The organism is Paenibacillus illinoisensis NBRC 15959, from assembly GCF_004000925.1.
GTDB classification, from domain to species: domain Bacteria; phylum Bacillota; class Bacilli; order Paenibacillales; family Paenibacillaceae; genus Paenibacillus; species Paenibacillus illinoisensis.
Map to the genome: position 1 here is coordinate 210,358 of NZ_BIME01000007.1, position 24,907 is coordinate 235,264.

Annotated in this window: 22 protein-coding genes; 20 read left to right on the top strand and 2 right to left on the bottom strand. The window is 50.0% G+C overall.

Annotated elements, in window-relative coordinates:
- Positions 1-179 precede the first annotated feature (179 nt).
- The 17 genes from PIL01S_RS18325 to PIL01S_RS18405 all read left to right on the top strand — a co-directional run bounded on the left by PIL01S_RS18325 (position 180) and on the right by PIL01S_RS18405 (position 20,127).
- Positions 180-1,208 (top strand): LacI family DNA-binding transcriptional regulator, encoded by a 1,029-nt coding sequence (locus PIL01S_RS18325; protein WP_127538762.1) that lies wholly within the window; start codon positions 180-182, stop codon positions 1,206-1,208.
- Between the two features lie 181 nt (positions 1,209-1,389).
- Positions 1,390-2,661 (top strand): ABC transporter substrate-binding protein, encoded by a 1,272-nt coding sequence (locus tag PIL01S_RS18330; protein WP_127538763.1) that lies wholly within the window; start codon positions 1,390-1,392, stop codon positions 2,659-2,661.
- Between the two features lie 83 nt (positions 2,662-2,744).
- Positions 2,745-3,632, top strand: coding sequence for a carbohydrate ABC transporter permease (locus PIL01S_RS18335; protein ID WP_127538764.1), 888 nt, complete (start codon positions 2,745-2,747; stop codon positions 3,630-3,632).
- On the top strand, positions 3,625-4,470 hold the full coding sequence (locus tag PIL01S_RS18340) for a carbohydrate ABC transporter permease (RefSeq protein WP_095289651.1): 846 nt from the start codon (positions 3,625-3,627) through the stop codon (positions 4,468-4,470). The genes PIL01S_RS18335 and PIL01S_RS18340 overlap by 8 nt, the downstream gene beginning before the upstream one ends.
- Positions 4,471-4,552: 82 nt before the next feature.
- Positions 4,553-6,049, top strand: a complete 1,497-nt coding sequence (locus PIL01S_RS18345; RefSeq protein ID WP_127538765.1) for a glycoside hydrolase family 30 protein — start codon at positions 4,553-4,555, stop codon at positions 6,047-6,049.
- A gap of 89 nt (positions 6,050-6,138) precedes the next feature.
- A complete protein-coding gene (locus PIL01S_RS18350) occupies positions 6,139-9,126 on the top strand; it encodes a beta-galactosidase (RefSeq protein ID WP_127538766.1) in 2,988 nt (995 codons plus the stop codon).
- A gap of 189 nt (positions 9,127-9,315) precedes the next feature.
- Positions 9,316-9,882: a GNAT family N-acetyltransferase gene (locus PIL01S_RS18355; protein ID WP_127538767.1), complete on the top strand. Its 567-nt coding sequence runs from the start codon at positions 9,316-9,318 to the stop codon at positions 9,880-9,882.
- A gap of 217 nt (positions 9,883-10,099) precedes the next feature.
- On the top strand, positions 10,100-10,924 hold the full coding sequence (locus PIL01S_RS18360; RefSeq protein ID WP_127538866.1) for an alpha/beta hydrolase: 825 nt from the start codon (positions 10,100-10,102) through the stop codon (positions 10,922-10,924).
- Positions 10,925-11,041: 117 nt separating this feature from the next.
- Positions 11,042-12,685, top strand: coding sequence for an AraC family transcriptional regulator (locus tag PIL01S_RS18365; protein WP_127538768.1), 1,644 nt, complete (start codon positions 11,042-11,044; stop codon positions 12,683-12,685).
- A gap of 118 nt (positions 12,686-12,803) precedes the next feature.
- On the top strand, positions 12,804-13,805 hold the full coding sequence (locus PIL01S_RS18370; protein WP_127538769.1) for an ABC transporter substrate-binding protein: 1,002 nt from the start codon (positions 12,804-12,806) through the stop codon (positions 13,803-13,805).
- A 23-nt stretch (positions 13,806-13,828) separates the two neighbouring features.
- Positions 13,829-14,836: a FecCD family ABC transporter permease gene (locus PIL01S_RS18375; protein ID WP_127538770.1), complete on the top strand. Its 1,008-nt coding sequence runs from the start codon at positions 13,829-13,831 to the stop codon at positions 14,834-14,836.
- Entirely contained in the window at positions 14,829-15,851 is a 1,023-nt protein-coding gene (locus PIL01S_RS18380) for a FecCD family ABC transporter permease (protein ID WP_127538771.1), read from the top strand. The genes PIL01S_RS18375 and PIL01S_RS18380 overlap by 8 nt, the downstream gene beginning before the upstream one ends.
- A gap of 36 nt (positions 15,852-15,887) precedes the next feature.
- Positions 15,888-16,619 (top strand): alpha/beta hydrolase, encoded by a 732-nt coding sequence (locus PIL01S_RS18385; RefSeq protein WP_127538772.1) that lies wholly within the window; start codon positions 15,888-15,890, stop codon positions 16,617-16,619.
- Between the two features lie 102 nt (positions 16,620-16,721).
- Entirely contained in the window at positions 16,722-17,477 is a 756-nt protein-coding gene (locus PIL01S_RS18390) for an exodeoxyribonuclease III (RefSeq protein ID WP_127538773.1), read from the top strand.
- 296 nt (positions 17,478-17,773) lie between these two features.
- Complete coding sequence (locus PIL01S_RS18395) at positions 17,774-18,757, top strand: alpha/beta fold hydrolase (protein ID WP_127538774.1); 984 nt, start codon at positions 17,774-17,776, stop codon at positions 18,755-18,757.
- 44 nt (positions 18,758-18,801) lie between these two features.
- Entirely contained in the window at positions 18,802-18,981 is a 180-nt protein-coding gene (locus tag PIL01S_RS18400; RefSeq protein ID WP_095359653.1) for a hypothetical protein, read from the top strand.
- 168 nt (positions 18,982-19,149) lie between these two features.
- The gene (locus tag PIL01S_RS18405; RefSeq protein WP_127538775.1) at positions 19,150-20,127 is read left to right on the top strand and encodes a diaminopimelate dehydrogenase; all 978 of its coding nucleotides are present in this window, start codon (positions 19,150-19,152) and stop codon (positions 20,125-20,127) included.
- 110 nt (positions 20,128-20,237) lie between these two features.
- Here the strand turns inward: PIL01S_RS18405 and PIL01S_RS18410 are convergent, their stop codons facing one another.
- Positions 20,238-21,062 carry a pentapeptide repeat-containing protein gene (locus PIL01S_RS18410; protein ID WP_127538867.1) on the bottom strand — a complete coding sequence of 275 codons (825 nt, stop codon included), beginning with the start codon at positions 21,060-21,062 and terminating at the stop codon, positions 20,238-20,240.
- Positions 21,063-21,412: 350 nt separating this feature from the next.
- Here PIL01S_RS18410 and PIL01S_RS18415 point away from each other — a divergent pair, with 350 nt between their 5' ends.
- Entirely contained in the window at positions 21,413-21,952 is a 540-nt protein-coding gene (locus PIL01S_RS18415) for an NADPH-dependent FMN reductase (RefSeq protein WP_095359839.1), read from the top strand.
- Positions 21,953-22,170: 218 nt separating this feature from the next.
- On the opposite strand, the gene gdhA is transcribed toward PIL01S_RS18415, so the two are convergent.
- Positions 22,171-23,547 (bottom strand): NADP-specific glutamate dehydrogenase, encoded by a 1,377-nt coding sequence (gdhA, locus tag PIL01S_RS18420; protein ID WP_127538776.1) that lies wholly within the window; start codon positions 23,545-23,547, stop codon positions 22,171-22,173.
- A gap of 387 nt (positions 23,548-23,934) precedes the next feature.
- Between gdhA and PIL01S_RS18425 the strand changes: the two genes are divergently transcribed.
- Together PIL01S_RS18425 and PIL01S_RS18430 are read left to right on the top strand one after the other, a co-directional pair.
- Positions 23,935-24,408, top strand: a complete 474-nt coding sequence (locus PIL01S_RS18425) for a GreA/GreB family elongation factor (RefSeq protein WP_127538777.1) — start codon at positions 23,935-23,937, stop codon at positions 24,406-24,408.
- On the top strand, positions 24,398-24,904 hold the full coding sequence (locus PIL01S_RS18430) for a cation:proton antiporter regulatory subunit (protein ID WP_174818710.1): 507 nt from the start codon (positions 24,398-24,400) through the stop codon (positions 24,902-24,904). The genes PIL01S_RS18425 and PIL01S_RS18430 overlap by 11 nt, the downstream gene beginning before the upstream one ends.
- Positions 24,905-24,907: the final 3 nt, after the last annotated feature.

Consider the following 24,907-nt stretch of genomic DNA (forward strand, 5'->3'; position numbering starts at 1 on the left):
TTTTCCCCTTACTTCTAGTGAATCAGAAAAATCTGGGGATAACAGCGATCGGAAGATGGTTCTGACCGCGTAGTGATCCAGTGTAAAATGATTCGCTCACCTGAGTGAAACCCATTACATCACCCATCCTTATCTGGTATGATAAGCAGGAAAATTAGAGACAAAGGAAGGTTCCACTTATGACACCGATCACCATTTATGACATCGCGAAAGAAGCGAACGTATCTGTTGCGACCGTCTCCCGGGTGCTCAACGATACGGCACCCGTACGGGCAAGCACGAGAGAGAAGATCATGTCGATTATCGAGAAGCACCAGTTCCAGCCCAATGCGCAGGCACGAAGCCTGATCAAGAAAGAGACGGGCACGATTGCCATCATCCTTCCCGACATTACCAATCCGTTCTTCCCGGAAGTATTCTGGGGTGCCGAGAATGAGGCACGCGGCTTGGGATACACGTTCTTTCTGTGCAATACGGCGGGGGATTACAACCGGGAGTCCGAGTATCTGTCCATTTTGCGCGAAAAGCGGGTGGACGGCATTATTTTCCTCGGGGGAAGAATCAACATGCAGCATTGTCCGGACGACATGGCTCAGGAATTGATCGACATGGGCAAACGCATGCCGATTGTATTGGTCAATGGCAATATTCCCAAAGGAGGTTTCCACCGGGTTTACACGGATGAAGCGGCAGGAGCTGTACTCGCTGCGGAACATTTGCTGGAACTGGGACATCGGGATATCGCTTTTGTAGGCGGATTGAGAGAACTGTCCACAACGATGGTCAAGGTCAGGGCCGTGCAGAAAAAACTGCGGGAGCATGGACTCGAAATTCCGAAAGAACGCCAGCTGCTCGGCAGTTTCTCCATCGATGACGGCAAACGGGAGATGTCCAAGCTGCTGGAGCAGGACAATCCACCGACAGGGGTCATCTGTGTAAATGATTACACCGCCATTGGTGCGATCAAGGCAACGATTGAACATGGCCTGTCGATTCCACAGGATATTTCCATCGTGGGATTCGATGATACGCCGCTGGCCAGTGCGGTTATTCCGGAACTGACGACCGTGTCACAGAATACGTATCAGCTTGGCAAGCTGGCGGTGGATAAGCTGCACGAGCTGATTAATCAGGGACAAGCGAAGAAGCAAACCGTGCTGCAGCCGGAGCTGATTATCCGTCAGAGCACGGGTCCTGCCAAGCGATAAAGGGACGGACATCTGGAAAAGAAAGCGTTGACATTCCCTCGAAAGGTGAAATATAATGAGTCCGTAAATGAAACCCCTTTCATGAAGTGGAACGGGTTTTGATTTTAAGCTTTATGAAACCCATTTCATGAAATGGGTTTCAGTGTGGTCATCCATTCATTATTTCGAGGGGGCGTACCGTATGAGAAGAAGTTTAAAGGTCATTTCGTTATTGATGTTGGTTATGGTTGTGGTTCTGACAGCTTGCAGCAGCGGAAACGGCGGCGATTCAGCTGGCGGGGCCGGAGGCAAGGTTGATCTGAGCATGACGATCTGGGGCTCGGAGGATGAGAAGAAGATTTACCAGGAGAGACTCGACATTGTGAAACAGACCTATCCCAATATTAACGTGAAGCTTAACGTGGTTGCAGGGGATTATGACCAAAAGGTACAGACCATGATCGCCGGGGGAACTGCGCCCGACATCATGATGATTGCCGAGAATTATCAGGCGTACGCCTCCAAAAATCAGATCATTCCGCTGGATGAGATGATCCAGGCGAACAATGTCAACATGTCAGAGCGTTACTCCGATGACATCGCGAACCTCATGAAATACGACGGCAAGCAGTTCGGCATGCCGGACCGCGCAGGCGCAATGGTACTCTTTTATAACAAGGATCTGTTCGACAAGGCAGGGGTGGAATACCCAACCAAGGACTGGACCCAGGAAGACCTGCTCGAAGCAGCCAAGAAGCTGACGGTGCAGGAGAACGGCAAGACGGTTCAATGGGGGTACTACCCGGGAAGCTGGTGGCCGCAGTGGATGCAGCTGATCTACCAGAACGGCGGATCGCTGTTCGACGAGAGCGGTAAGCCAACCTTCAACACGGAACCGGTGCGAAATGCACTGCAATTCATGAATGACCTGATCTTCACGCACGGTGCTGGACCGACGCCGACGGAGATTGCCGATATGGGTAATATCGGTGCAGACCCGCTGTTCGCTCAGGGCAAAATCGCGATGGAAACAACCGGCTTCTGGAACATCGGTTCACTCGCCAAGGTGGAAGGCATCAACTGGGATATCTCCCCGGTATGGGGTGAGACGAACGCGTTCTTCAACGGCTTCACCATCACGAATGCGTCCAAGCACAAGGAGGAAGCATTCAAGATTATTGAAGCACTGACGACGCCTGAGGCACAGATGCCGATGATCAAGGCAGGGCAGGATGCACCGGCTACGAAGGCGGGACTGTCCAGCGATGAATTCCTTAATGCCGAATATGGCGGCAAGAAGATCAACATGGCTGCGTTCAGCGAATCGACCATTTATGCAGAACCATTCAACCCGCAATGGAACGAAATGATGAAACTGATCAATGACAAGCTTGGCGTCTACTTCAACAACAAGGCTTCACTGGATGATACGGTAACCGAAATTCAGAGTGGGCTGGAACGACTCTACAAATAGCATGGACAGGGGGACAGATGGAGCGCAGCACATGAACTTGTGCGTATCTCCATCTGCTCTCTACGTCATGGGGAGGGCTTAACGTGAGAAAAAAAGACGGGAAATGGTTTTATCTCTTCATCTCGCCTTGGCTGATCGGCTTCCTGGGGCTTACCCTGGGTCCGATCCTGTTTTCCATCTATATGAGCTTCACCAACTGGGATCTGTTCCAGACCCCGGAATTTATCGGGTTCGACAACTACAAAACGCTGCTCACCGATGATCCACTGTTCTGGAAGTCCGTGGGCAATACGTTCTTCTATGCCTTGATATCCATTCCGCTCGGCATGTCGATTTCCCTCTGGATCGCCTATTATCTGAACAAAAAGATCAAGGGCATTACCTTTTTTCGCATATTGTTCTATCTGCCGTCAGTCGTACCGGTCGTAGCAAGCTCACTGCTTTTCATTCATTTGCTGGCACCGACCGAAGGGTTGATTAACAAGGCTCTGTCCATCTTCGGCATTCCGGGTCCTGCCTGGCTGCTCGATCCGAACTGGGTCAAACCTGCATTGATTCTCATGTCCCTCTGGGGCGTTGGGGGTGGCGTGGTACTGCTGCTGGCGGGTATGAAAGGCATTCCCCAGGAGCTGTACGAGGCTGCTGCCATTGACGGAGCGAAGAGCACACAGTCCTTCTTCCATATTACCTTTCCGATGCTCACGCCCGTCATATTCTTCAATCTGGTTACCGGGATGATCGGGGCACTGCAGACGTTCGCACAGGTGTTCATTGTTACAGCTGGAGGCCCTGACAATGCGAGCCAGATGGTCGTTCCCTATCTGTTCCAGAATGCATTCCAGTTCTACAAAATGGGCTACGCCTCAGCCATAGCCTGGGTGCTGTTCATTATCATCATGGCACTCACCCTGGTTGTGTTCCGTTCATCGGCACTATGGGTGCACTACGAGGAGGGAAAAGCCAATGAGTAATCCATCCACAGCGGAGAAAACGATATCCTACATTTTTCTGATCCTGGTCGGGGTGCTGCTTGCTTCGCCCTTCCTGTACATGATCTCGATTGCGCTGGCGAGTGATGCAACCACGGTGAAGTCGGCCTTTACATTCGTGCCGCTGGAGTTTCAATGGTCGAACTTCTACACGATTTTCACCAACAACAACCTGGGCACCTATTTGAAAAATTCAATCATCATTACCGTATTCACCATCGTGGGCTCGGTACTGTCGGCTTCCATCGTTTCTTACGGCTTCGCCCGCATCAAGGCCAAAGGCAGCCGGTTTCTGTTCATCGTCCTGTTAAGCACAATGATGATTCCGGGCGAGGTCACCATGGTGCCGCAGTTCATCATCTTCCGCCATCTGGACTGGATTAATACGTTTTATCCGCTCATCGTACCGAGCTTCTTCGCAGGGGCGTTCAACGTATTCCTGATCCGTCAGTTCGTGATGAGTATTCCGAAGTCGCTGGATGAAGCCGCGATGATCGATGGTATGGGACATCCAGGCATCTACTGGAAGATTATCATGCCGCTGACGTATCCCATCCTGGCGGCCATCGCCATTTTCTCGTTTTCCTATAACTGGGGGAACTTCATGGGGCCGCTCATCTATATCAATGATCCGGAGAAAATGCCACTCGCACTCGGCGTTCAACTACTTACCACAGTAGGCGGCGGGCAGATGCCTCCTTGGAACCTGGTCATGATTGCTTCGTTGTTCCTGACCATTCCGATGGTGCTGGTCTATCTGTTCGGACAGCGTTATGTCTATGAAGCCAACATTAGCGGGGGCAGCAGCGGAATCAAGTAACGGGAGGTACGTACAATGATTGAACCTGTCGTGAAAATCAGTGGATGTCATGTTCGTGCATGGAGAAGGGATTGGGTGAGCCATGGCGGATAACAAACAACGCAGCAGCCGCAAAAGGAGCTATACCCTGATCGGTATGGCCCTGATTGTGCTTCTGGCGGGAGGAGGAATCATCGTGAATCAATTTGCCAATGAAAAGTCCAAGATGCTCGCATTTGAGGGTGAGCCGGTACGTCTGCAGCTGGAACAGTCCTATGACCATTTTGAAGGATGGGGTACGTCGCTTGCATGGTGGGCCAACGATCTGGGGGGATGGAAGGATCAGGCGAAGGTCGATGAAGTGATGGATCTGGTCTTTGATGCAGACAAAGGACTGGGACTGAACATCGTCCGTTACAATATCGGCGGAGAAGAAAACCCGGAAATGAAGGCGCTTCGCCCTGGCGGTGATGTTCCCGGCTTCCAGCCTGAACCTGGCGTGTGGGACTGGGAGGCGGATACAGGGCAGCGGTCGGTATTGCAGGGCTCCTTGGAACGCGGAGTTAACATCGCCGAGGCATTCTCCAACTCACCACCGTATTGGATGACGATTAGCGGATCGGTAACAGGTTCCGTGGACGGCGGCAATAATCTTCGTGAGGATCAGTATGATGCCTTTGCCGATTATTTAACCGAAGTGGTGAAGCATTACCGGGATGAGTGGGGCATTACGTTCCGGACGCTTGATCCCCTGAATGAACCTTCCTCGGACTGGTGGAAAAAAGGCAATATGCAGGAAGGCAGTCACTTCAGCAACGACAAGCAGGCCGAGATTATCAAAAAGGTGGCTGCATCGCTGAAGAGCAAGGGATTGGATGGTACGGTCATCAGTGCTGCGGACGACAACAGTATTGATGAAACCGTGCACAACTTCAGCATGTATGATCAGGATACGCTGGATGTGATCGCCCAGATCAATACTCATTCTTATAATGGAAGCAAAATGGAGGAACTGCGCACCCTGGCCGAGCGGCACGGCAAGAAATTGTGGATGTCCGAGTATGGCACGGGAGGCAGTGAACCTCATCATCACGAAGATATGACATCGGTACAGGAACTGGCGGAGCGGATCATGTTTGATCTGAAAATCATGCAGCCTTCTGCCTGGGTCTACTGGCAGGCGGTTGAAGATGAAGGTGCCAATAATAACTGGGGCTTCATCCATGCCAATTTTAATGGGGATGAGCAGTATGAGATGACCAAACAGTATTATGGCATGGCTCAGTTCACCAAGTACATTCGTCCGGGGACGAAGATTATACCGACCGATGATGGACGCACGCTGGCTGCCTATGACGCAGAGCGCCAGAGACTGGTGCTGGTTATCCGTAATGAACTGTCTGCCGGGAAAAAGGCTTTTGATTTGCAGTCTTTTGATATTGGGAATTCATCCACGGCACAGGTGTATCAGACCTCACCGGACCGGAATATGGATCAGCTTGAGGACATTCCGGTGTATGCCAATGGAGTGGAAGTGCCTGTGGCGGACAATTCCGTGACCACCGTGGTTCTGGAAGGTGTAAAGTTGAAGGCGGAATAGTAGATCGAACAGACGCAGATCCATTCGGTGGATTAGGAATAGACGAATGACATATGAACTCAAACACATTTAAGAAGGAGGGGAACGCTTTGACAGAGAAACGATCCCTTTTGCTTCATGAGCAGGAGAAGATTACAGAACCTGGGGCTGACAACCGTGTTACTTCGGAATGGCGTTATGACCGGCATAGCTTCATGTGGAATGGACAACGCGTATTTCTGAACAGTGCAACGATACATTACTTCCGGATGCCAAGGGAAGAGTGGCGAGAAGTATTGGTTAAGGCCAAACTGGCCGGCATGAACTGTATCGATACGTACTTTGCCTGGAACGTTCATGAGCCCGAGGAAGGACAATGGAATTTCGAAGGAGATCGTGACTGTGGGGCTTTCCTGGATCTGTGTGCCGAACTGGGCATGTGGGTTATCGCACGTCCAGGTCCGTTCATCTGTGCGGAATGGGATTTTGGCGGATTCCCTTACTGGCTGGAAACGAAACCGAACGTAAAATTCCGTGAAAACAACGAAACCTACCTGCACTATGTGGACCTGTACTTCGAACGGATCATTCCGATTATTCGTGAACGTCAGGTTTCCGCCGGAGGGGGCGTTATCCTTGTCCAGGTGGAGAACGAATATGGGTATCTGATGGATGACGCTGCAGCAAGCGACCATATGAACTGCATTCGGGATGGATTGCTCCGTCGCGGCATCGAAGTTCCGCTCATTACCTGTGTAGGGGGTGCAGAAGGGACGATCGAAGGGGCCAACTTCTGGTCAGGTGCTGACGGGCATTATGCGAAGCTGCGTGATAAACAGCCGGATACGCCGAAGATAGTTACCGAATTCTGGACCGGATGGTTCGAGAATTGGGGCGGACCCTCTGCCATTCAGAAAACGGCGCCATTACTGGAAAAGCGACTGATGGAAATTCTCCGTGCTGGATATACCGGAATCAGCCATTACATGTTCTATGGCGGGACCAACTTTGGCGGATATGGTGGTAGAACCGTGGGCAGCAGCGACATATTCATGGTCACTTCGTATGACTATGATGCACCGCTGAATGAATACGGGCGTGTGACGCCCAAGTACGCGGTAACGAAGAAGTGGTCCTATTTCGTAAATGCGTTCGGAGCATTCTTCATGGAATCCGAAGAGATCACGGAAGCAGAAATTAGCCTGCGCTATCCCAAAGGAATCTCCATACGAGGACGGCGTTCTGGCGACCAGACGGTCTGGTTCCTGGAGAGTCACCTGGATGAACGGCAGACGCTACCGATTACGCTGGAAGAAGGACGGACACTTCCTGTTGCCTTGGGTCCTGGGCAGATCGTTCCGGTTTTTGACCGGATTCGGATTGCAGATGATGTTTTCCTGACTGGTGGTGTATGGATTACAGGCAACGAAATGGTGAATGGTGAACGAACGTTGTTCATTGTGGGAGATACGGGACAGCGTTCGGTTGTGGAACTGGAAGCTCCGTCCCTGCGAGTGATAAGCAGCAGCATGCAGCTGCTCCTGGATCACGGTCCGGAAAGTGATGTCTGGCGCATGGATTTGTTCCATTTCCGTGAACCCGGGACGATTCGTCTGGAGGCTGGCGGTGTCCCGCTCCGCATCATTGTACTGGACAGTGAAGCGATGGACAGAACCTGGAGAATTGAAGGCGCGGATCAGGAACAACTGCGTTATGTGATTGGGTTGGATGATGTTGACATTCTGCCATCCGGGCAGGTCAAGGGCATGATCTCCGATCCGGATCGGTCAATCATGCTGCTTGGTGGTTGGACCGATGGTGAACAGATGCTGACTGGACGCGAGTTTATCCAGCGGGATGCCGCCGTAGAGTCCAATCGTGCGGAGGATACGCAAGTCAACCATCTGGCGAAGGGAACTCATCACCCGCAGCTGCCCCTGCAACCGATGCCTCCAAGGTTGTCCGGATCCCCGGACGTATCGCGTGTAAAGTTGGAAGCAGCTGCACAATCACCAAGCGGTCAGCCGGAACACTTCGCGGAGTACGGGCAGGATTACGGATATTTGCTCTATGAATGTAACTTTCACAGTGAGGCAGACGGTACGCGCAATCTCATTCTGCCGGATCTTCAGGATACGGCCAGAATATACGTAGGTGGCGTGGAACAGGCGCTGGTAAGACAGGTTGGTGCGGCGGCTGTCCCGGTGAGGACTGTGAAAGGAATGAACAGGCTTCAGATCCTGATCCAGCACATGGGACGACTGAATTTCTCACCACATCTGGGAGAAAGCAAAGGATTGGCAGGGCCTGTGTATCTTGGCGGTTCGGTACAGGATATCCGACGGGACTGGCAAGCAGCAAGTGGAATTGTTCATCTGGATGAAGTGAATCATCTAGAGGAACATCCGCTTCTCAGCCGGAGTATCACGCTGGGTGGCATGGACCGTGCCATTCTCGTTGGAGCTGTAAGCAAAGGGCTGCGAATCAATGGCATTGATGTACCGCTCGAAGGATATCAGGACTGGTTTTCATTTCACACAGTGGATCTGTCACTCTATTTGAAACCGGGTGAGGTCAACACACTGGAGATGCCTTATAGCACCAGCCCTCTGAACCGATTGGAGCTTATTCTGTACCGAAATGAAGATGAGCTGACAGACTGGCGCATGGCTGGCAACGAAGCACTGCTTCCCAAGGAGTGGGCAACACTGGGTACATTCGATGAATCGGTCGATCCTATGGAAACCAAGGATGTCGTTCAGTATAGTGGCAATCGTATGGCCAGTCCGCTGATTGATCATTCATATGGCCAGCCGGTGTGGTACCGCTGGAAGTTCTCCCGACCTGATGTACCAGAACCTTACCAAGTGAGATTGATGGTTCGTCTTACCGGAATGAGCAAGGGAACGCTCCATCTGAATGGGCATCATCTGGGCCGCTATTGGCAGATTGGTCCGCAGGAAGATTACAAGGTTCCTGTTTCCTGGCTGCAGGAAGAGAATGAACTGCTCGTATTTGACGAGGAAGGTTGCGCGCCTGATCGAATACGGCTTCTGTTTGATAAGCCGTCCCAATACCCATGGGTTGTAATCGAATAACCATCAAGTATCAACAGGCACGGTTAGCCGTGTGCAGCAAGACTCCTTTTTGAATAGTACGGTGATTGTTTTTATCATCTGCTGTGCATTAAAGGGGTCTTTTTTTTATGATTTTGGTACAATGGATAGGAAAGATATGGATATAGATGAATAGAGTTTGATGACAGTTTGGCTTAAAGGAGACGATCCATGAATACCCCGTTTGTGTTTGACGAGTTCCCTGTGCTTAAGACCGACCGCTTCAACCTGCGAGCCGCAGATGAACAGGATGCCTTGGATGTTTTGGCGTTGTATTCCAATGAGACGGTTGTGGAATTCATGCCATTTACACCTTTTGAGAGTGTGAACGATGCGATGGATGAGATAGGTTGGTATGCGAAGATTTTCAGGGAGCAGTCCGGTCTGCGCTGGATGATTGAAGATATGGAATCGGGTAAGGTGGTGGGTACCTGCGGGTTCCTCAATAGAGAAGAAGTACATAACCGTGCAGAGATCGGATACGATTTGCATCCCGAGTATTGGGGGAAGGGCGTCATGACTGAGGTAGCACGTGCCGTGCTGCATTTTGGCTTCATGAACATGCAGCTGAACAAGATTGAAGCGAGAGTGGAACCGAAGAATGAGGCCTCGATAAGACTGCTGCACAAGCTGGGTTTCCAACAGGAAGGTCTGCTGCGGCAGCATGAGTTTGAAAAGGGACGGTATATCGATCTCGCAGTGTTCTCCAAGTTAAGAAGCGAAGTACAGGCGATATGACCTGATTAGGAATCACATAGGCTAAAAGCCGCGCATCTCCGCGGCTGAACGAAGACCGGACCATGTTCCGGTCTTTTTTCGTTTTTTGGGAACTCTGCATGAACGGTGCATTATCCATATGAGGCGGGGAGATCGTCCATGGAAGGATGTATGGGCCTTGGATATAATCGGAAATTGAAGGACTAACAACAAGGAGGAATCATCATTGAAACAGGTCATGAATCAAGATGACATGGGTCCTGGAGTGATCTTGCCGGGAACATCTGTATATAAGGTGCGCGCTGAACGAAGTGGACGCGAGTATGTAATTAACGTTTTTGTTCCGGATATCGCTCCGCCGTCCAGGGGGTATCCCGTAATCTATCTGCTTGATGCCAATGCTGTGTTCGGTACCATGGTGGAGGCTATGTGTGTTCAATCCGTGCGTTCAGATAAAACGGGAGTGGTCCCCGCAGTGATTGTCGGGGTTGGTTACGATGCGGAGCATCCTTTTCCGCCGGAAAGACATTACGATTTCATGATGTCGGTACCAGAAGCGGACCTGCCCCGAAGACCGGATGGGACAAGCTGGCCAGAACATGGCGGTGCAGAAGCGTTTATGCATTTTATCGAAGAACAGTTGAAGCCGGAGGTGGAGGAGAAGTATTCGATCGATCGCAGCAGGCAATCCATCGTAGGTCACTCCCTCGGCGGGTTATTCGTGTTGCAGATGCTGCTGGGCAATCCCGGAACATTTCGCCATTACATCGCAGGCAGTCCGTCCATCCACTGGAATTCAGCTTGGATTGAACAGCAGAGAGCATCATGGGTCTCGCGCGCCGAGAATTGCGGGACGGAGATGCACGTATTAATTGCAGCAGGGGAGCAGGAAGGAAGCCACCCGAGCGGCGTAGTGGGTCGTTCCAGGGAGCTCGCACATTGGCTGGGCCAGACGGGACTTGAGGGCTTCAGTGCCGAGTTTACATGTTTTGAAGATGAAGGTCATATTTCGGTACTGCCGATATTGATGAGCAGGGCAATCCGATTTGCCTCTAGGGGATAGTGGATCATTTCTTTTTCTAATGTGTCGATCCTGAGAAGGTCGTGCGAAATCCTGCGTAAATTTGATATACTAGAACGAGTAAATGAGAATGGTTATCAAATGGAGGCAGGAAAATAGATGATTTCCCAAAACTTTCACAAGGAGCGCCTGATGGGTTCCGAACATCCGCTTGATCGTCTGACGTTGAAATTGCGAGATATCGAGAAAATCAAATCCACAACAGGATGGGTGCTGCCCCAGCAGCATACATCCTCTTATATATTGGTCATGGTTACAGGTGGTGAAGCTTTGTTAACCCTGGATCACCGTTCCGTAAACATAAGGGCACAAGGCGTATATTCATGTGTGCCTGAATCGACGTTTGGCTTGGCATCTTTTGGAGAAGAGGGCGCTGAAGTAACACTGGTCCGTTTCGATCTGTATGAGGAAGTCCCAGATGACACAAGTTCGCTGCGTCTCATTAAGGAGACACCTTTGTTTCGATCCGGTAGGGAGTTGGCAGTGGCCTCCACACTGCAGCTGGCTTTCCATTGTGAAGAAATGAATAACCTGTGGCACAGCGGCAAAGCCATGGATCGTTTCCATGCTCATCTGGAATTCCAGCAGGTCCTGGCTCACGTTACAGAGGCTCAAACTCCACTCAAGGAAGACTCTCAAATGTTGATTCAGCGTACCAAAGAATACATTGATGAACATTCCAATGAGAATCTGACGGTGGAACTTCTCGCAGGCATGGCCGGACTCAGCCCGAAATATTACGTGGACTTGTTCAAACGAAGATATGGAATGAGCACCACGGACTACATATCAGGACTCCGGATCAACCGGGCGAAGCAATTCATGGCCAGCACGGATCTGCGTCTGCGGGACATCGCCCACCAGGTCGGGTATCAGGATGAGTTTTACTTTAGCCGCAAATTCAAAAAAATCGTTGGCGTATCCCCTTCGGTATACATGAACAGCCGTCGCCGCAAAATTGCCGCCTATCATATTGGGGTGACGGGACATTTGCTGGCGCTGAACATGACTCCGTATGCTGCCCCGCTGCACCCCAAATGGACGGCCTATTACTATCGCATGTACGGTAAGGACATTCCGGTGCACCTCAGTGCCTATCGTCTGGACGTGGAATGGGAATCCAAAATCCAGGCTCTGCAGGAGCATCAACCTGAATTGATTATCAGTTATGACCATTTGCGGCCTGAAGAGAGGAAAAGGCTAGAAGAGATTGCGCCTGTGCAGTATATTGCAGCTTCGGAGCATTCATGGCGCGTACAGCTGCAGACGCTGGCTGCGCAGGTGGGAGGAAAGCAGGATGCCGAAGCCTGGCTGTCAAGCTATGACCTCAAGGTCCAGCAGGCCAAGGGGCTAGTGCAGCAGGAACTCGGTAACGGTACGGCAGTTGTTATACGTTTGTTGAAACAGCAGTTCACCCGGTACAGCTCACCTTCCATGTCGGAAGTATTTTACGGCGATTTGGGTGTCAGACCCGCCTATACCAGTCCACAGGGAACGGTATACAACGAACCCATTAGCCTGGAACAGTTAAGTGCAATGAACGCCGATTGCATTTTCCTGATGGTGTGTCAGGAGAGTGAAACACTATCCGTATGGGAGGATGTGCAGAAAACATCCTTATGGCAAAACATCAAGGCGGTACAGAATAATCGTCTGTATATCATTACGGCTGACCCTTGGCTTGAAAATTCCCCTGTATCCAATGAACGAATGGTGGATGACATGATGAATCTGCTTCGGTAAATAATCCATAGGGATTCAGGACAGAGTCCATGGTCCTGTTTGTCATTCTTGTTTATCATTCAATAATGATTATTATTCTCAATTAGAGAATGGAACTATTGAAGGGGGATCACTAGAGATGAAGAAAAGACTGGGGTTGTTGCTGGCATTGATCTGTATGCTGACTGTTCTGGCGGCATGCGGTAAACAGGAAGATACAGCAGGAGGAACGGAAAATTCAGCGCAGGCCGAAAGTACAGCAGCGAGTAGTGAAACGGACACGAGCCAAGCAGCAGAAGGAACACGAACCATTCAGTATCTCGATCAGGAATACACGGTTCCAGCAGATGTTCAACGAATCGTAATTACCGGTTCGATGGAAGCGATGGAGGATGCATTGGTACTGGATGTACACCCTGTAGGTGCAATTACCTTTGGCGGGGAGTTCCCGGAGATGTATACCTCGATTACCGATCAAGCAGAGTCCATTGGACAGAAGATTGAGCCAAACTTTGAAACCATCTTGTCACTGAAACCGGATATTATTCTGGGAACCACCAAATTCAAGCCTGAAGTGGCTGAGCAGCTCGGCAAAATTGCCCCGTTCATTCAGGTATCTCACATTTCCACGAACTGGGAGGCGAATCTGAATCTGCTCGCTGAGTTGACAGGCAAGCAGGAGCTGGCCAAACAGGAGATTGAACAATACAAAGCAGCCCTGACAACGGCTCAGGCAGAGCTAGGTGATACACTGCAGAACAAAAAGGTCGTGGCGGTTCGAATCCGTAATGGACAGATGTATGTATATCCCGAGTCGGTCTTCGTGAACCCGATTCTGTACAATGACCTTGGATTCCAGGTCCCTTCCGAGATTCAGGCAGCGAAAGCACAGGAAGCGATCTCCGTGGAGAAATTTGCCGAGATGAATCCGGATGTGGTGTTTATTCAATTCGAAGCAACAGAGAATGCAGACACGCCGAATGCGCTTGAAGATCTGAAGAATAACCCGATCCTGCAGAAAACGACAGCTCTGCAAAATAATCAGGCGTTTGTTAACGTGATTGATCCGCTTGCCGAAGGAGGCCCGGCATGGAGCCGGATTCATTTCCTGGAGGCCGCTGTGGAGCAGCTAACCAAATAATTAGAGCAAGGCGTGTATAATCCATGCAAAAAAGAAGATTGAATCCGGCGGTGCTGTTTGCAGCAGCGCCTCTGATTATTGCAGCCACCATTCTGGCATCCATAATGTATGGAGCCAAAAATATTGATGTTTCCACGGTCATTGCAAGTATCTTTGAATTTGACACGAACAGCATCGATCATCAGATCATTGTGTCTTCACGGCTTCCACGCGTGATTGGTGCTCTGCTGATCGGCGCTTTTTTGGCCGTATCCGGCGCTCTCATGCAGGGGATGACAAGAAACTATCTTGCCTCCCCTTCCATTATGGGGGTATCCGATGGGTCGGTCGTTGTAATCACGCTATGCATGGTATTTATGCCGAATACGTCTTCCCTTGGGCTTATTTTTTATTCCCTGGCGGGATCTGCTCTGGGAGCAGGGCTCGTATTTTTCATTGCCTGGCTGCTGCCCGGCGGAATGTCCCCTGTGCGGCTTGCCATCCTGGGCACGATTATTGGCACATTTCTAGGTGGTGTGTCGCAGGCTGTAGCGACCTACTATCAGGTGTCCCAGACCATCAGCTTCTGGTACAACGCCAGACTGCATCAGATGGATCCGACCATGATCAAGCTGATTATTCCCTTTGCTGTGGTGGGATTGGCGTTAGCGCTGATCCTTTCGAAGTCCGTTACCATTCTGTCCATGGGAGATGACGTTGCAACAAGCCTAGGACAACGGACCGAATGGGTCAAGGCATTATCCATCCTGAGCGTTGTTATTTTAACGGGGATTTCCGTGGCATTGGCAGGGAAGATCGCATTTGTCGGTTTGTTAATACCGCACATCACGCGTTTTTTCTTCGGTGTGGATTACCGCTGGGTTGTTCCTTGTTCAGCCATTCTGGGCGGGATATTCCTTGCATGGTGCGACATTCTGAGCAGGTTCATCAATTCACCATTTGAAACACCGATTGGGGTTGTCACCGCATTGTTTGGCGTGCCTTTTTTCCTCTATCTGATCAAGACCAAAGGAGGGGGAAAACATGCCTGAACGGAAGCGTGGAAAATTATGGACCGTTATATTCGTATGTGCAGCTATTATCGCAACGGCAGTGTATATCAGTCTGACGAACGGTACGTTCGATATCTCGGTCATGGAGGTAGTCAAAACCTTATTGCGGCTGGACCCCGTGCATGAACATGACCTCGTTATTTTCGACTTCAGGCTGCCGCGGATCGTCATTGCCCTGCTGCTTGGGCTGGGACTTGGCATTGCAGGGGCGGTTATTCAGGGGATTGCCCGCAATCCGCTGGCTGATCCAGGCTTGCTTGGAATCAATGCAGGAGCGGGAACGGCCATGGTGCTGTTTATGCTGCTGTTCCAGGGTTCCATATCGGGGACCGGCTGGTTGTCTATTATGGCCCTGCCGCTGTTTGGGCTGATCGGAGGCTTAGTGGCGGTAACTCTTATTCTGTGGTTTGCCCAGGAGCGGGGACAGCTGGATTCGCAGCGGCTGATCTTGGTCGGGATTGCCATCGGTTCGGGCTTTAGTGCAATCACGCTCTATCTTTCCCTGAAGATGAACCCTGGGGACTTTGAGATGGCCACCGTCTGGTTGACGGGCAGTATCTATAATGCCAACTGGCGCTTCATTGCGGCCATGATACCCTGGCTGGTGCTGCTTATTCCGCTGCTTTGGCTGAAATCCCGTGTACTTGATGTAATGCAGCTGCAGGAGGCCAGCAGTCAGGGGCTCGGCGTGGATGTGCACCGGGAGAGAAAACTGCTGCTGCTCGGCAGTGTTGGACTGGTCAGCGCCTGTGTTGCCGTCTCCGGCAGTATCGGATTTGTTGGTCTCATCGCTCCTCACATCGCCAGAAGACTGGTAGGTCTTCATTATAATCGGGTCATTCCGGTATCCGGGCTGGTAGGTATGGCCATGGTCGTCGTGGGTGATCTGATTGGCAAAACCGTATTTGCCCCGGCAGAGCTGCCTGTAGGCATTGTGATCTCCATTATCGGAGTACCGTATTTTATATTTTTGCTGCTCAAAAACCGGATGTGATTGGCCGGATTCGCATTGGAGGAGAGGAATTCTAGCATGAGTAAATGGATACATGAGACAGTAGGCGGCTGGACGCTTCATCTTCTTCTCCCACCCTCCTACGCTGATGGAGGTCGTTATCCTGTCGTTTATATTCAGGATGGGGGAGCAGTAGCCAAGGCCTGCAGCAATCTTTTGAATCATTATTACCGAACGGGAAGGCTGCCTGAAGTGATTTTGGTTGGCATTGAGGCCCATAATCGGAACGATGATTATACGCCTTGGCCATTGCCTGCCCTTACGGCTTCGTTTTCGTCCTTTGGCGGACATGGCAGAGCTTATCTGCATACGATTGTCAAGCAGTTGAAACCGCACGTGGATTCGAACTATCGCACATTGTCAGATCGAGCAAATACGGGAATCATGGGTTGTTCACTTGGGGGCTTAATTTCCCTGTATGCAGCCACCGAATTCCCGCACGTATTTGGCAAAGTCGGGGCGCTGTCTGCTTCGATGTGGTACGAAGGCTTTTTGGATTACATGACCGGGCAAGCCTGGTCTGATCGAAGTGAACTGAAGCTCTATATGTATGTGGGCAGCCTGGAGGGCATCTACAAACAAAATATTCAGGCCCATATGCTGGACTATACGCGTGCAGCGGTTAGGGCGATTTTGGCAAAGGGATACCCCGCTGATCGGTTGAACTATGTTGAGGAAGAGGGAGGAACACATGACATGCTGTTCTTTGCCAAACACTTTCCCGAAGCGCTGGAGTGGCTGTTTACCTAGCGGGAACTGGCTCTGAGCACCCCTCGTCCCATTTCCAGGCGGATAGCCTTGTCCTTATGAATTCGCCCATGCTATATTGGGGAGATGTGAGGAGATGAGGATATGAAGCTAGTGTCCTGGAATGTGAATGGGTTAAGGGCATGCGTTACGAAAGGATTCATGGATTATTATAAGGAAAGCCAGGCCGATATTTTCTGTGTGCAGGAGACCAAACTTCAGGCAGGGCAGATTGAGATGGACCTCGGGGAAGATGTGTACCAATACTGGAATTATGCCATCAAAAAAGGATATTCCGGCACAGCCGTATTTACCCGGATCAAGCCGTTATCCGTCCGCTACGGGATGGAGGAAGACAGCGAACCGGAAGGCCGGATGATTACGCTGGAGTTTGACCTCTTTTACCTGGTGAATGTATATACGCCCAATGCGAAGCGTGATCTGACCCGTCTTCCATATCGACTGGAGTGGGAGGATCGTTTCCTGAAATATATCCTGCAGCTTGAGCAGACCAAGCCGGTCATTGTCTGTGGTGACCTGAATGTGGCTCATCAGGAGATTGACCTGAAGAATCCGAAGCCCAATATGGGCAACTCCGGATTTACGCTGGAAGAACGGGGGAAAATGACCGAACTGCTGGCGGCGGGATATGTGGACAGCTTCCGGCATTTGTATCCAGATCGCACGGACGTGTATAGCTGGTGGTCTTATATGCCAAAGGTACGGGAGCGGAATGTGGGCTGGCGTATCGATTATTTCCTCGTGTCCAATCAACTGGCACCACTGGTTGAAGATGCAAACATCGACTGTCATGTGATGGGTAGTGACCACTGTCCAGTCGGACTAACGCTGCAACTGTAGCAGTCGCAGAATAGGCTGAATAATAGAGTAAGGTGAGAACCGCAGGTTTCCGATAATTCATCGGGAATTTGCGGTTTTTTGGTGTGAACTGGGTTGTCTATCCCCTCTAATATAATGCTGGACAGTCCCTTCTCAGCCCGCAGGGTAAGTTATGAACTGGACTTTGGTTGGGGGAAGAACTGGACCCCGGATTGTTCCGGTTACAACGGTTCTTGGGTAGGATTAAAGAATACATATAGGAACGTTATGCAAGGCATAGACGAAGATGAGATTAGCGTGTAAGGGGTAGAGAAGCGATGAACAAGGGTTTACGGAGAGTGGTGAAAGTATTAGGTAGCCTGATGCTGACGACAGGTCTGCTGCTGCTTACAGGTACGGCTTACGAAGCTTATCAGTCTGCACAGGATATGAAGTCATATACGCCGCCTGGCAGGCTGTATGAGGTAAGTGGACGTAATATGCACCTCTACTCGGCGGGAAAGGGATCCGTGACCGTTGTACTTGCATCAGGCTGGGGAACACCGAATCCCTACGTGGATTTCAGTCCGCTGTATGACAAGCTGAAATCCCACGTGAAAATTGCCGTGTATGACCGATTCGGGTATGGATACAGCGACTATACAGAGCAGCCGCGTGACATCGATACCGTTGTAGATGAAGTTCATCAATTGCTTCGCAAATCCGGTCAGCGACCACCGTACATCATGGTGGGTCACTCCCTGGGATCTCTGGAGACCATTCGATATGCACAAATGTATCCGGATGAAGTGGCAGGTATCGTTATGATCGATGGGGGTAGTCCTGAATATTACAGCACGGCGGAGATGGATGCGCCAGACTGGTATTTCGATTCAGCAAGATTTCTGGTGAAAACAGGCATTGCACGAACATTGCTGCATTCGGATCGGATGATGGCAACGCTGGTTATTGACCCGGACCTGGTTGCGGAACCAATGAAAAAGGCCGCTACCAGTTCGGCGCTGAAGCATGCGTACAACGACAACGTGATGGATGAGATTCATCGTTCCAAGGTTAACGCAGCCCGTGTGCTGGAGAACAAACAGCCATTTTCCTTTCCTCTAACCATTCTTACGGCCGGATCAGATCAACCAAGTGAGGGAAGCCTGGCATGGCAGGCAGATCAAGCCGAGTTTGCCTCATGGTCCGTACAGGGGAGACAGCAGATTGTTCCTCACGCCAAACATTACATTCATAACAGTCAACCGGATGCCGTTGCGGGTGCTATTTTGGACATGGCTGAATCCACAGGTCACAAATGAAACATATAATCTCCGAAACAAACAGCGAACAGGAGGCAGATTGGATGAGAAAATTAAGGGTCGTCACCAAGTTCGCATCCTTGCTCCTGGCAAGCAGTGTACTCTCTCTCTTGATTCTAACCCTATCTTTCTTGTGCTTCACAGCCAGAGTAGATGCAGCATCTGTAGCACATTTTACGGAACAGTCGGATTACATCATTCATGTGTTTCGATTATTTTTCTAGGTCCATGATAGGAATGAATGGCGGATGCTTTGCATGAAAGCAGCCTGATGCTGCATGTAGTGCAAGGTATTTTTGATTTCGACTGGAAACCTAACAGGTTACATGGTATGTTATATCTTTATACTAGAGTAGTAAGCAACTATAGAAGAAGACAGGAGAGGATCGAACATGGTTAAAGTTGGTATCGTAGGTTACGGAAATCTGGGTAAAGGCGTGGAGAAAGCCATTGTGCAAAACCCGGATATGGAGCTTGTTGCTGTATTTACACGGCGTAATCCGGAGCAGATGGTTGCAGAAGGTACAGAAGCTCGTTTTGAGCACATCTCTGCTGCCGAGCAATACATAGGTAAAATCGATGTCATGATTCTTTGCGGCGGTTCGGCAACGGATCTTCCGGAGCAGACACCTGCCATTGCCAAGTTGTTCAATACGGTGGACAGCTTCGATACACATGCGAAAATTCCTGAATTCTACGCGGAAGTGAATGCTGCAGCAGAGCAAGGCGGTCACGTTAGTGTGATCTCCACAGGCTGGGACCCAGGCTTGTTCTCCATGAACCGTCTGCTCGCCCAATCCATTCTGCCAGAGGGTAAAGAGTACACATTCTGGGGCAAAGGGGTCAGTCAAGGTCACTCCGATGCAATCCGCCGTGTTCCAGGGGTTAAGGCAGGTGTTCAGTACACTGTACCTGTTGAAGAAGTGATTAACCGGATCCGCGCAGGCGAGACACCGGAACTGTCCACACGCGAGAAACACCTGCGTCAATGCTATGTCGTGGCTGAAGAAGGTGCTAACCAGGATGAAATTCGTGAAACCATTGTATCCATGCCGAACTATTTTGCAGATTACGATACAACGGTAACGTTCATTACTGAAGAGCAGCTTAAATCGGAACATGAAGGTATGCCGCACGGTGGATTTGTTATTCGTAGTGGTGTTACCGGTACAGGCCAAAAGCAAATTGTGGAATTTGGTCTGAAACTCGATAGCAACCCTGAATTCACCGCTAGTGTACTGGTCGCTTATGCACGGGCTGCACAGCGTTTGAGCTTGGAAGGACATAAAGGTGCCAAAACAGTATTTGATATTCCACTTGGTCACCTGTCCCCGAAATCCGCTGAGGAACTTCGCCGCGATCTTCTGTAATGTTCGAAATAAAACGATTCATTCATTGCAATAAATAGAAACAGCCTGTCCTTCATTATGGGGACGGGCTGTTTTTGTTAAAGCTCTCTCTTATATAGCAGAGGATATCTTTACAACCAGTGCTCAGGCAAGTTGAGATGAGCTGGCAGTCTGGTACGGGAATCGCCTTTGGCTGCATTCAGCTGGGATTGTGTCAGAAAAATGCTCCCGGTCAGATCTGCTCCGCCCAGATCCGCATCACGCAAGTCGGCACCGATCAGATCAGCATGTCTTAAGTCGGCATTGCGCAGGTCACAAGCAATCATTAAGGCGCCCCGAAAGCTTGCTCCCCGGAGGTCAGCACCTCTTAAATTGGCGCCTAGGAAGTCTCTTCCTTTCAATTTCTTGCGTTTGGATTTCCCTTGTTCATGGCTGCTGGATGGCGCATGCGCACGTACCAGTTCACTCCCCTGCACCAGAAGATCGTTTACGATCGCCCGCTGAGAGGGAATATCCAGACGCAGAATCGCGGAAGGCTCCAGATCGGTTAGGCGTTCCGTCTCCTGGTATACGCTGCGGATGGCATCGTGAAGAGAGGAGGTTTCCGGCCTCAAGAGCATTTCGTTCATATAACTGAGCAGTTCATGCAGTTGTCTCATGACAGGCAGGCAGTCGAACATTTCGGCAGCGGATTCCGGATGATCCCGCCAATCTCTGCCCGCATAGGTTACTTGGGACAGCTTCTGACCTGCACCAAAGCAGTCATAGACGGTGCAGCCCTTGAAGCCCTTTTGCCGGAGCTGCGTATGAATGCCGCAGCGATGGTCTGAGCGCAGGTTGGAGCAAGGGGTGCCGCTGGCTTTGTCAAAAGCAAAGTCGGATGACTTGCCATAAGGCAAGGCAACGCAGCACAGCCCGAAACATTGCTCACAGTCCGTGTATAAATGAGGGCTCATCGTACTGCCGTGGGATAGATTAGACAATGTGTACACTTCCTTTAATAAATGAAAAAACTGGATATTCAGTGTTAATATCACTTTACCATTACACTGAAATATGATCAATTCCTATAGGTTTCATATGGGAGGGCAAAATTGCAGAATAAATAGGAATCAACATTGATATGATAAGTAGAGGTAAAAAAACATTTGCAAACTTTATGTAAGTTACTTGACTAATTTAATCATATAACTTATTATCAATAACAAGCCAAACAATTAAACGGATGCAGGATGGTGCAGATATGGGATTTATGGATAAGTTATTCGGTAAAACTAACAACAACACACAAGAGGAGGAAACAAAAATGTCGAAATTAAATATCGGGATTATTCTTGGGAGTACACGTGAAGGTCGGTTGAGTCCGCAAGTAGGAGAATGGGTAAAACAGATCGCTGATTCACGCGGTGATGCCAACTATGAAATCGTGGATATTGCCGATTATAAGCTGCCGCTATTGGGCGAAGCTGATGCAACAGAACAGGCTACTGCCTGGAACACCAAGCTGGCGAGCCTCGATGGATTCGTATTTATCGTACAGGAATATAATCACAGCATCTCTGCATCACTGAAAAATGCACTGGACTATGCTCGTGAAGCTTGGAACGATAAAGCTGCAGGAATTGTTAGTTATGGCTCGGTAGGCGGTGCACGTGCGGCAGAACACCTGCGCGGTATTCTCGGAGAACTGTCGGTTGCCGATGTTCGTGTTCACCCGGCGCTTTCTTTATTCACCGATTTTGATAACGGAACCTTCAAACCGGCTGATCTGCACTTGACCAATCTCAACGGAATGTTGGATCAAGTGTTGTCCTGGAGCGGGGCACTGAAAACCGTTCGTTCATAATCATATGGAATGTAATAGCCGCCATTTTGGCGGCTTTTTTGCGTGAGGGAGAACACAACCATATTGACCGTCTCACCCTGTGAAGGCCTGGCGTGCTCCGATCATTTCAAAAGATGAAAAGGACAGCTCTCCACAGGGAGAACTGTCCTTCATGAATAAAGTTAAGATGAATGATGATGTGCACACGCTTCAAGTGGAACGGTCAAATTGATTAAAACTTAGACTACGCCTTGAGCGAGCATGGCATCGGCTACCTTCAGGAAGCCTGCAATGTTGGCTCCTGCCACAAGATTGCCTGTACAGCCATATTGATCCGCTGCCTCTACACAGCTGTTGTAAATGTTCCGCATGATCTCATGCAGCTTCGCGTCCACTTCTTCAAATGACCAGGACAACCGCATGCTGTTCTGAGACATTTCAAGGGCGGACACTGCAACTCCACCTGCGTTGGCTGCTTTCGCCGGACCGAACAGAACGCCCTCTTTCAGGAAAAGATCGATTGCAGCAAGCGTGGAAGGCATATTGGCTCCTTCACCGATGGCTTTCACGCCGCCTTGCACGAGCAGTTCAGCAGACTGTTCATCAATCTCATTTTGCGTTGCGCAAGGCAGCGCGATATCGCACGGGATGGACCAGATACCTGCACAGCCCTCGGTGTACACCGCATGAGGATGCTCTTTGACGTATTCGCTGATCCGCAGGCGATCCACTTCTTTCAATCGTTTTACGGTATCCAGGTTAATTCCTTCTGCATCGTATATGTATCCCCCCGAGTCACTGCAAGCCACGACCTTGGCACCGAGCTCCTGAGCCTTTTGGATGGCGTAAATGGATACATTGCCTGAACCGGAAACAACCACTGTGCTGTCCTGGAAGCTCAGCCCTTTCGATTTCAGCATCTCGTTCACGAAATACACACAACCGAATCCAGTGGCTTCCTTGCGTGCAAGGCTTCCGCCATACAGCAGACCTTTCCCCGTCAATACAGCTGCATCATGCCCGCTGCTAATGCGTTTGTACTGTCCGAACATGTAACCGATTTCCCTCGCGCCTACACCAATATCGCCTGCAGGTACGTCCGTATCGGAACCGATATATTTATACAGCTCTGTCATGAAGCTTTGCGTGAAACGCATCACTTCCAGATCGGATTTTCCTTTGGGATCGAAGTCGGAACCGCCTTTACCGCCGCCGATCGGCAGTCCAGTCAGTGCATTTTTGAAAATCTGTTCGAAGCCCAGGAACTTCACGATTCCGGAATACACGGAAGGGTGGAAGCGCAGACCGCCTTTGTAAGGACCGATGGCACTGTTGAACTGCACGCGGAATCCGCGGTTCACTTGGACCTTGCCTTGGTCATCGACCCAAGGTACGCGGAACGTAATAACACGTTCAGGTTCAACCAGCTGTTCGAGCAAGCTGTTGTTCATGTATTTCGGGTGTGCTTCAATCACAGGAATGAGTGAGTCCAGAATCTCTTTTACAGCCTGATGGAATTCATGTTCTTGCGGATTTCTGGCGATAACCGATTCATAAACGGAATGAACATATTCTGCAGCAGTGACTTGAGTTGATTCGTGAGTAATAGTGGACACTTTTTCGATGCACTCCTTTATTGTGTTAAAGTCTTTGGTTGGCTATTTGCATAAATTGCATAAAAGTTTGTAGTTAAATATACAGGAAAGAAAATAAAAATACGAGATGAAAACCCATAAAATGTTTTTTATGACGTTATTAAAATGTTCTATGGATCTATCATGTGGTGTAAAGATTGGATTCCAATATTGGATAATACAGCCGATTACCCATTTTGAACGGGAAGTTAGCTGAATAGACTGGATTAAAAAATTAGTTTTGGTAAGATGGTAAGAAGGCCCCGGTTTCCGGGGCTTTTACCTAACAGAAGGAGGAAAACAGGATGATGAACAGCAACATGCGAATTCATGTGGAGAACAAAGCTTGTATAGGAGGTGAGATCTATTATGAACCATAGGTCTAACCTTCAACCTTGCAGAGAAATACTGGTGAAACAGCTCATTACATTGGGTGAAGAGAAAAGGACATTTCTCGACGCCTATTTTGACGTGCGTGAACCCGAGCGGATACAGATGGAGAAATTATTGACTGCTTACACCGGATATGTCCAGAAGCTGCTGCTCGGCCCGGATGAGCTTCTCCATTCCGTCGTGCTTATTGGGAGCGAGATCCGATTTGATTACATTGATTTCCATACGTCGGATGCATTCAAGATCGTCATGCCTGAAGAGGCAGATCCGGATGCAGGGCGCATTTCCTTTCTCTCGCCTGTAGGACGTCAATTACTGCTTAGCAGCAAAGGGGAAACGAGATCCGTTACAATCCCTGCTGGTTCCATGAGGGTGCGTATTACGGAAATCACTTGGAGTAGTACAACCTTGAATCCGGTGTCTTCAGGAGGTGTGGATCATGCACTTTAAAGAGACGGATTTACCGGGAATTGGACGCAAGTATTGGCTGCATACCCGTAGCGGAGAGCATTTGATTATCGTGATTCATAATGATGAGCGGCGCGATCTGTTTCACATGGAATCCGGAGACACGCCTGAAGAGGTGGGGGATATGATATCCCTGATAACCTTGGATGACGAAGAGGCCCGGGCAGTCGCTGCCATCGTGGGAGGCATGATTTATAAGCCCAAGTTCCAGGATGAACGGGAAGTTATGCTCGAGGGCCTGCTGATCGAATGGTTGCGAATCGAACCTCATTCACGAAGCGTTGGAAGAACGATTGGGGAACTGGATATCCGCCAAGCGACGGGGGCTGTCATTCTGGCGGTGGTGGAGAAGAACAGGGAGAAACAGTTTAATCCGGGGCCAGACTATGCATTTGCCTCAGGGGCTACCATTGTCGTAGCAGGAGAGCGGGATCAGATCAGGCAATTAAAACGGTTATTATCCGATGGACGGTTGTAGCCC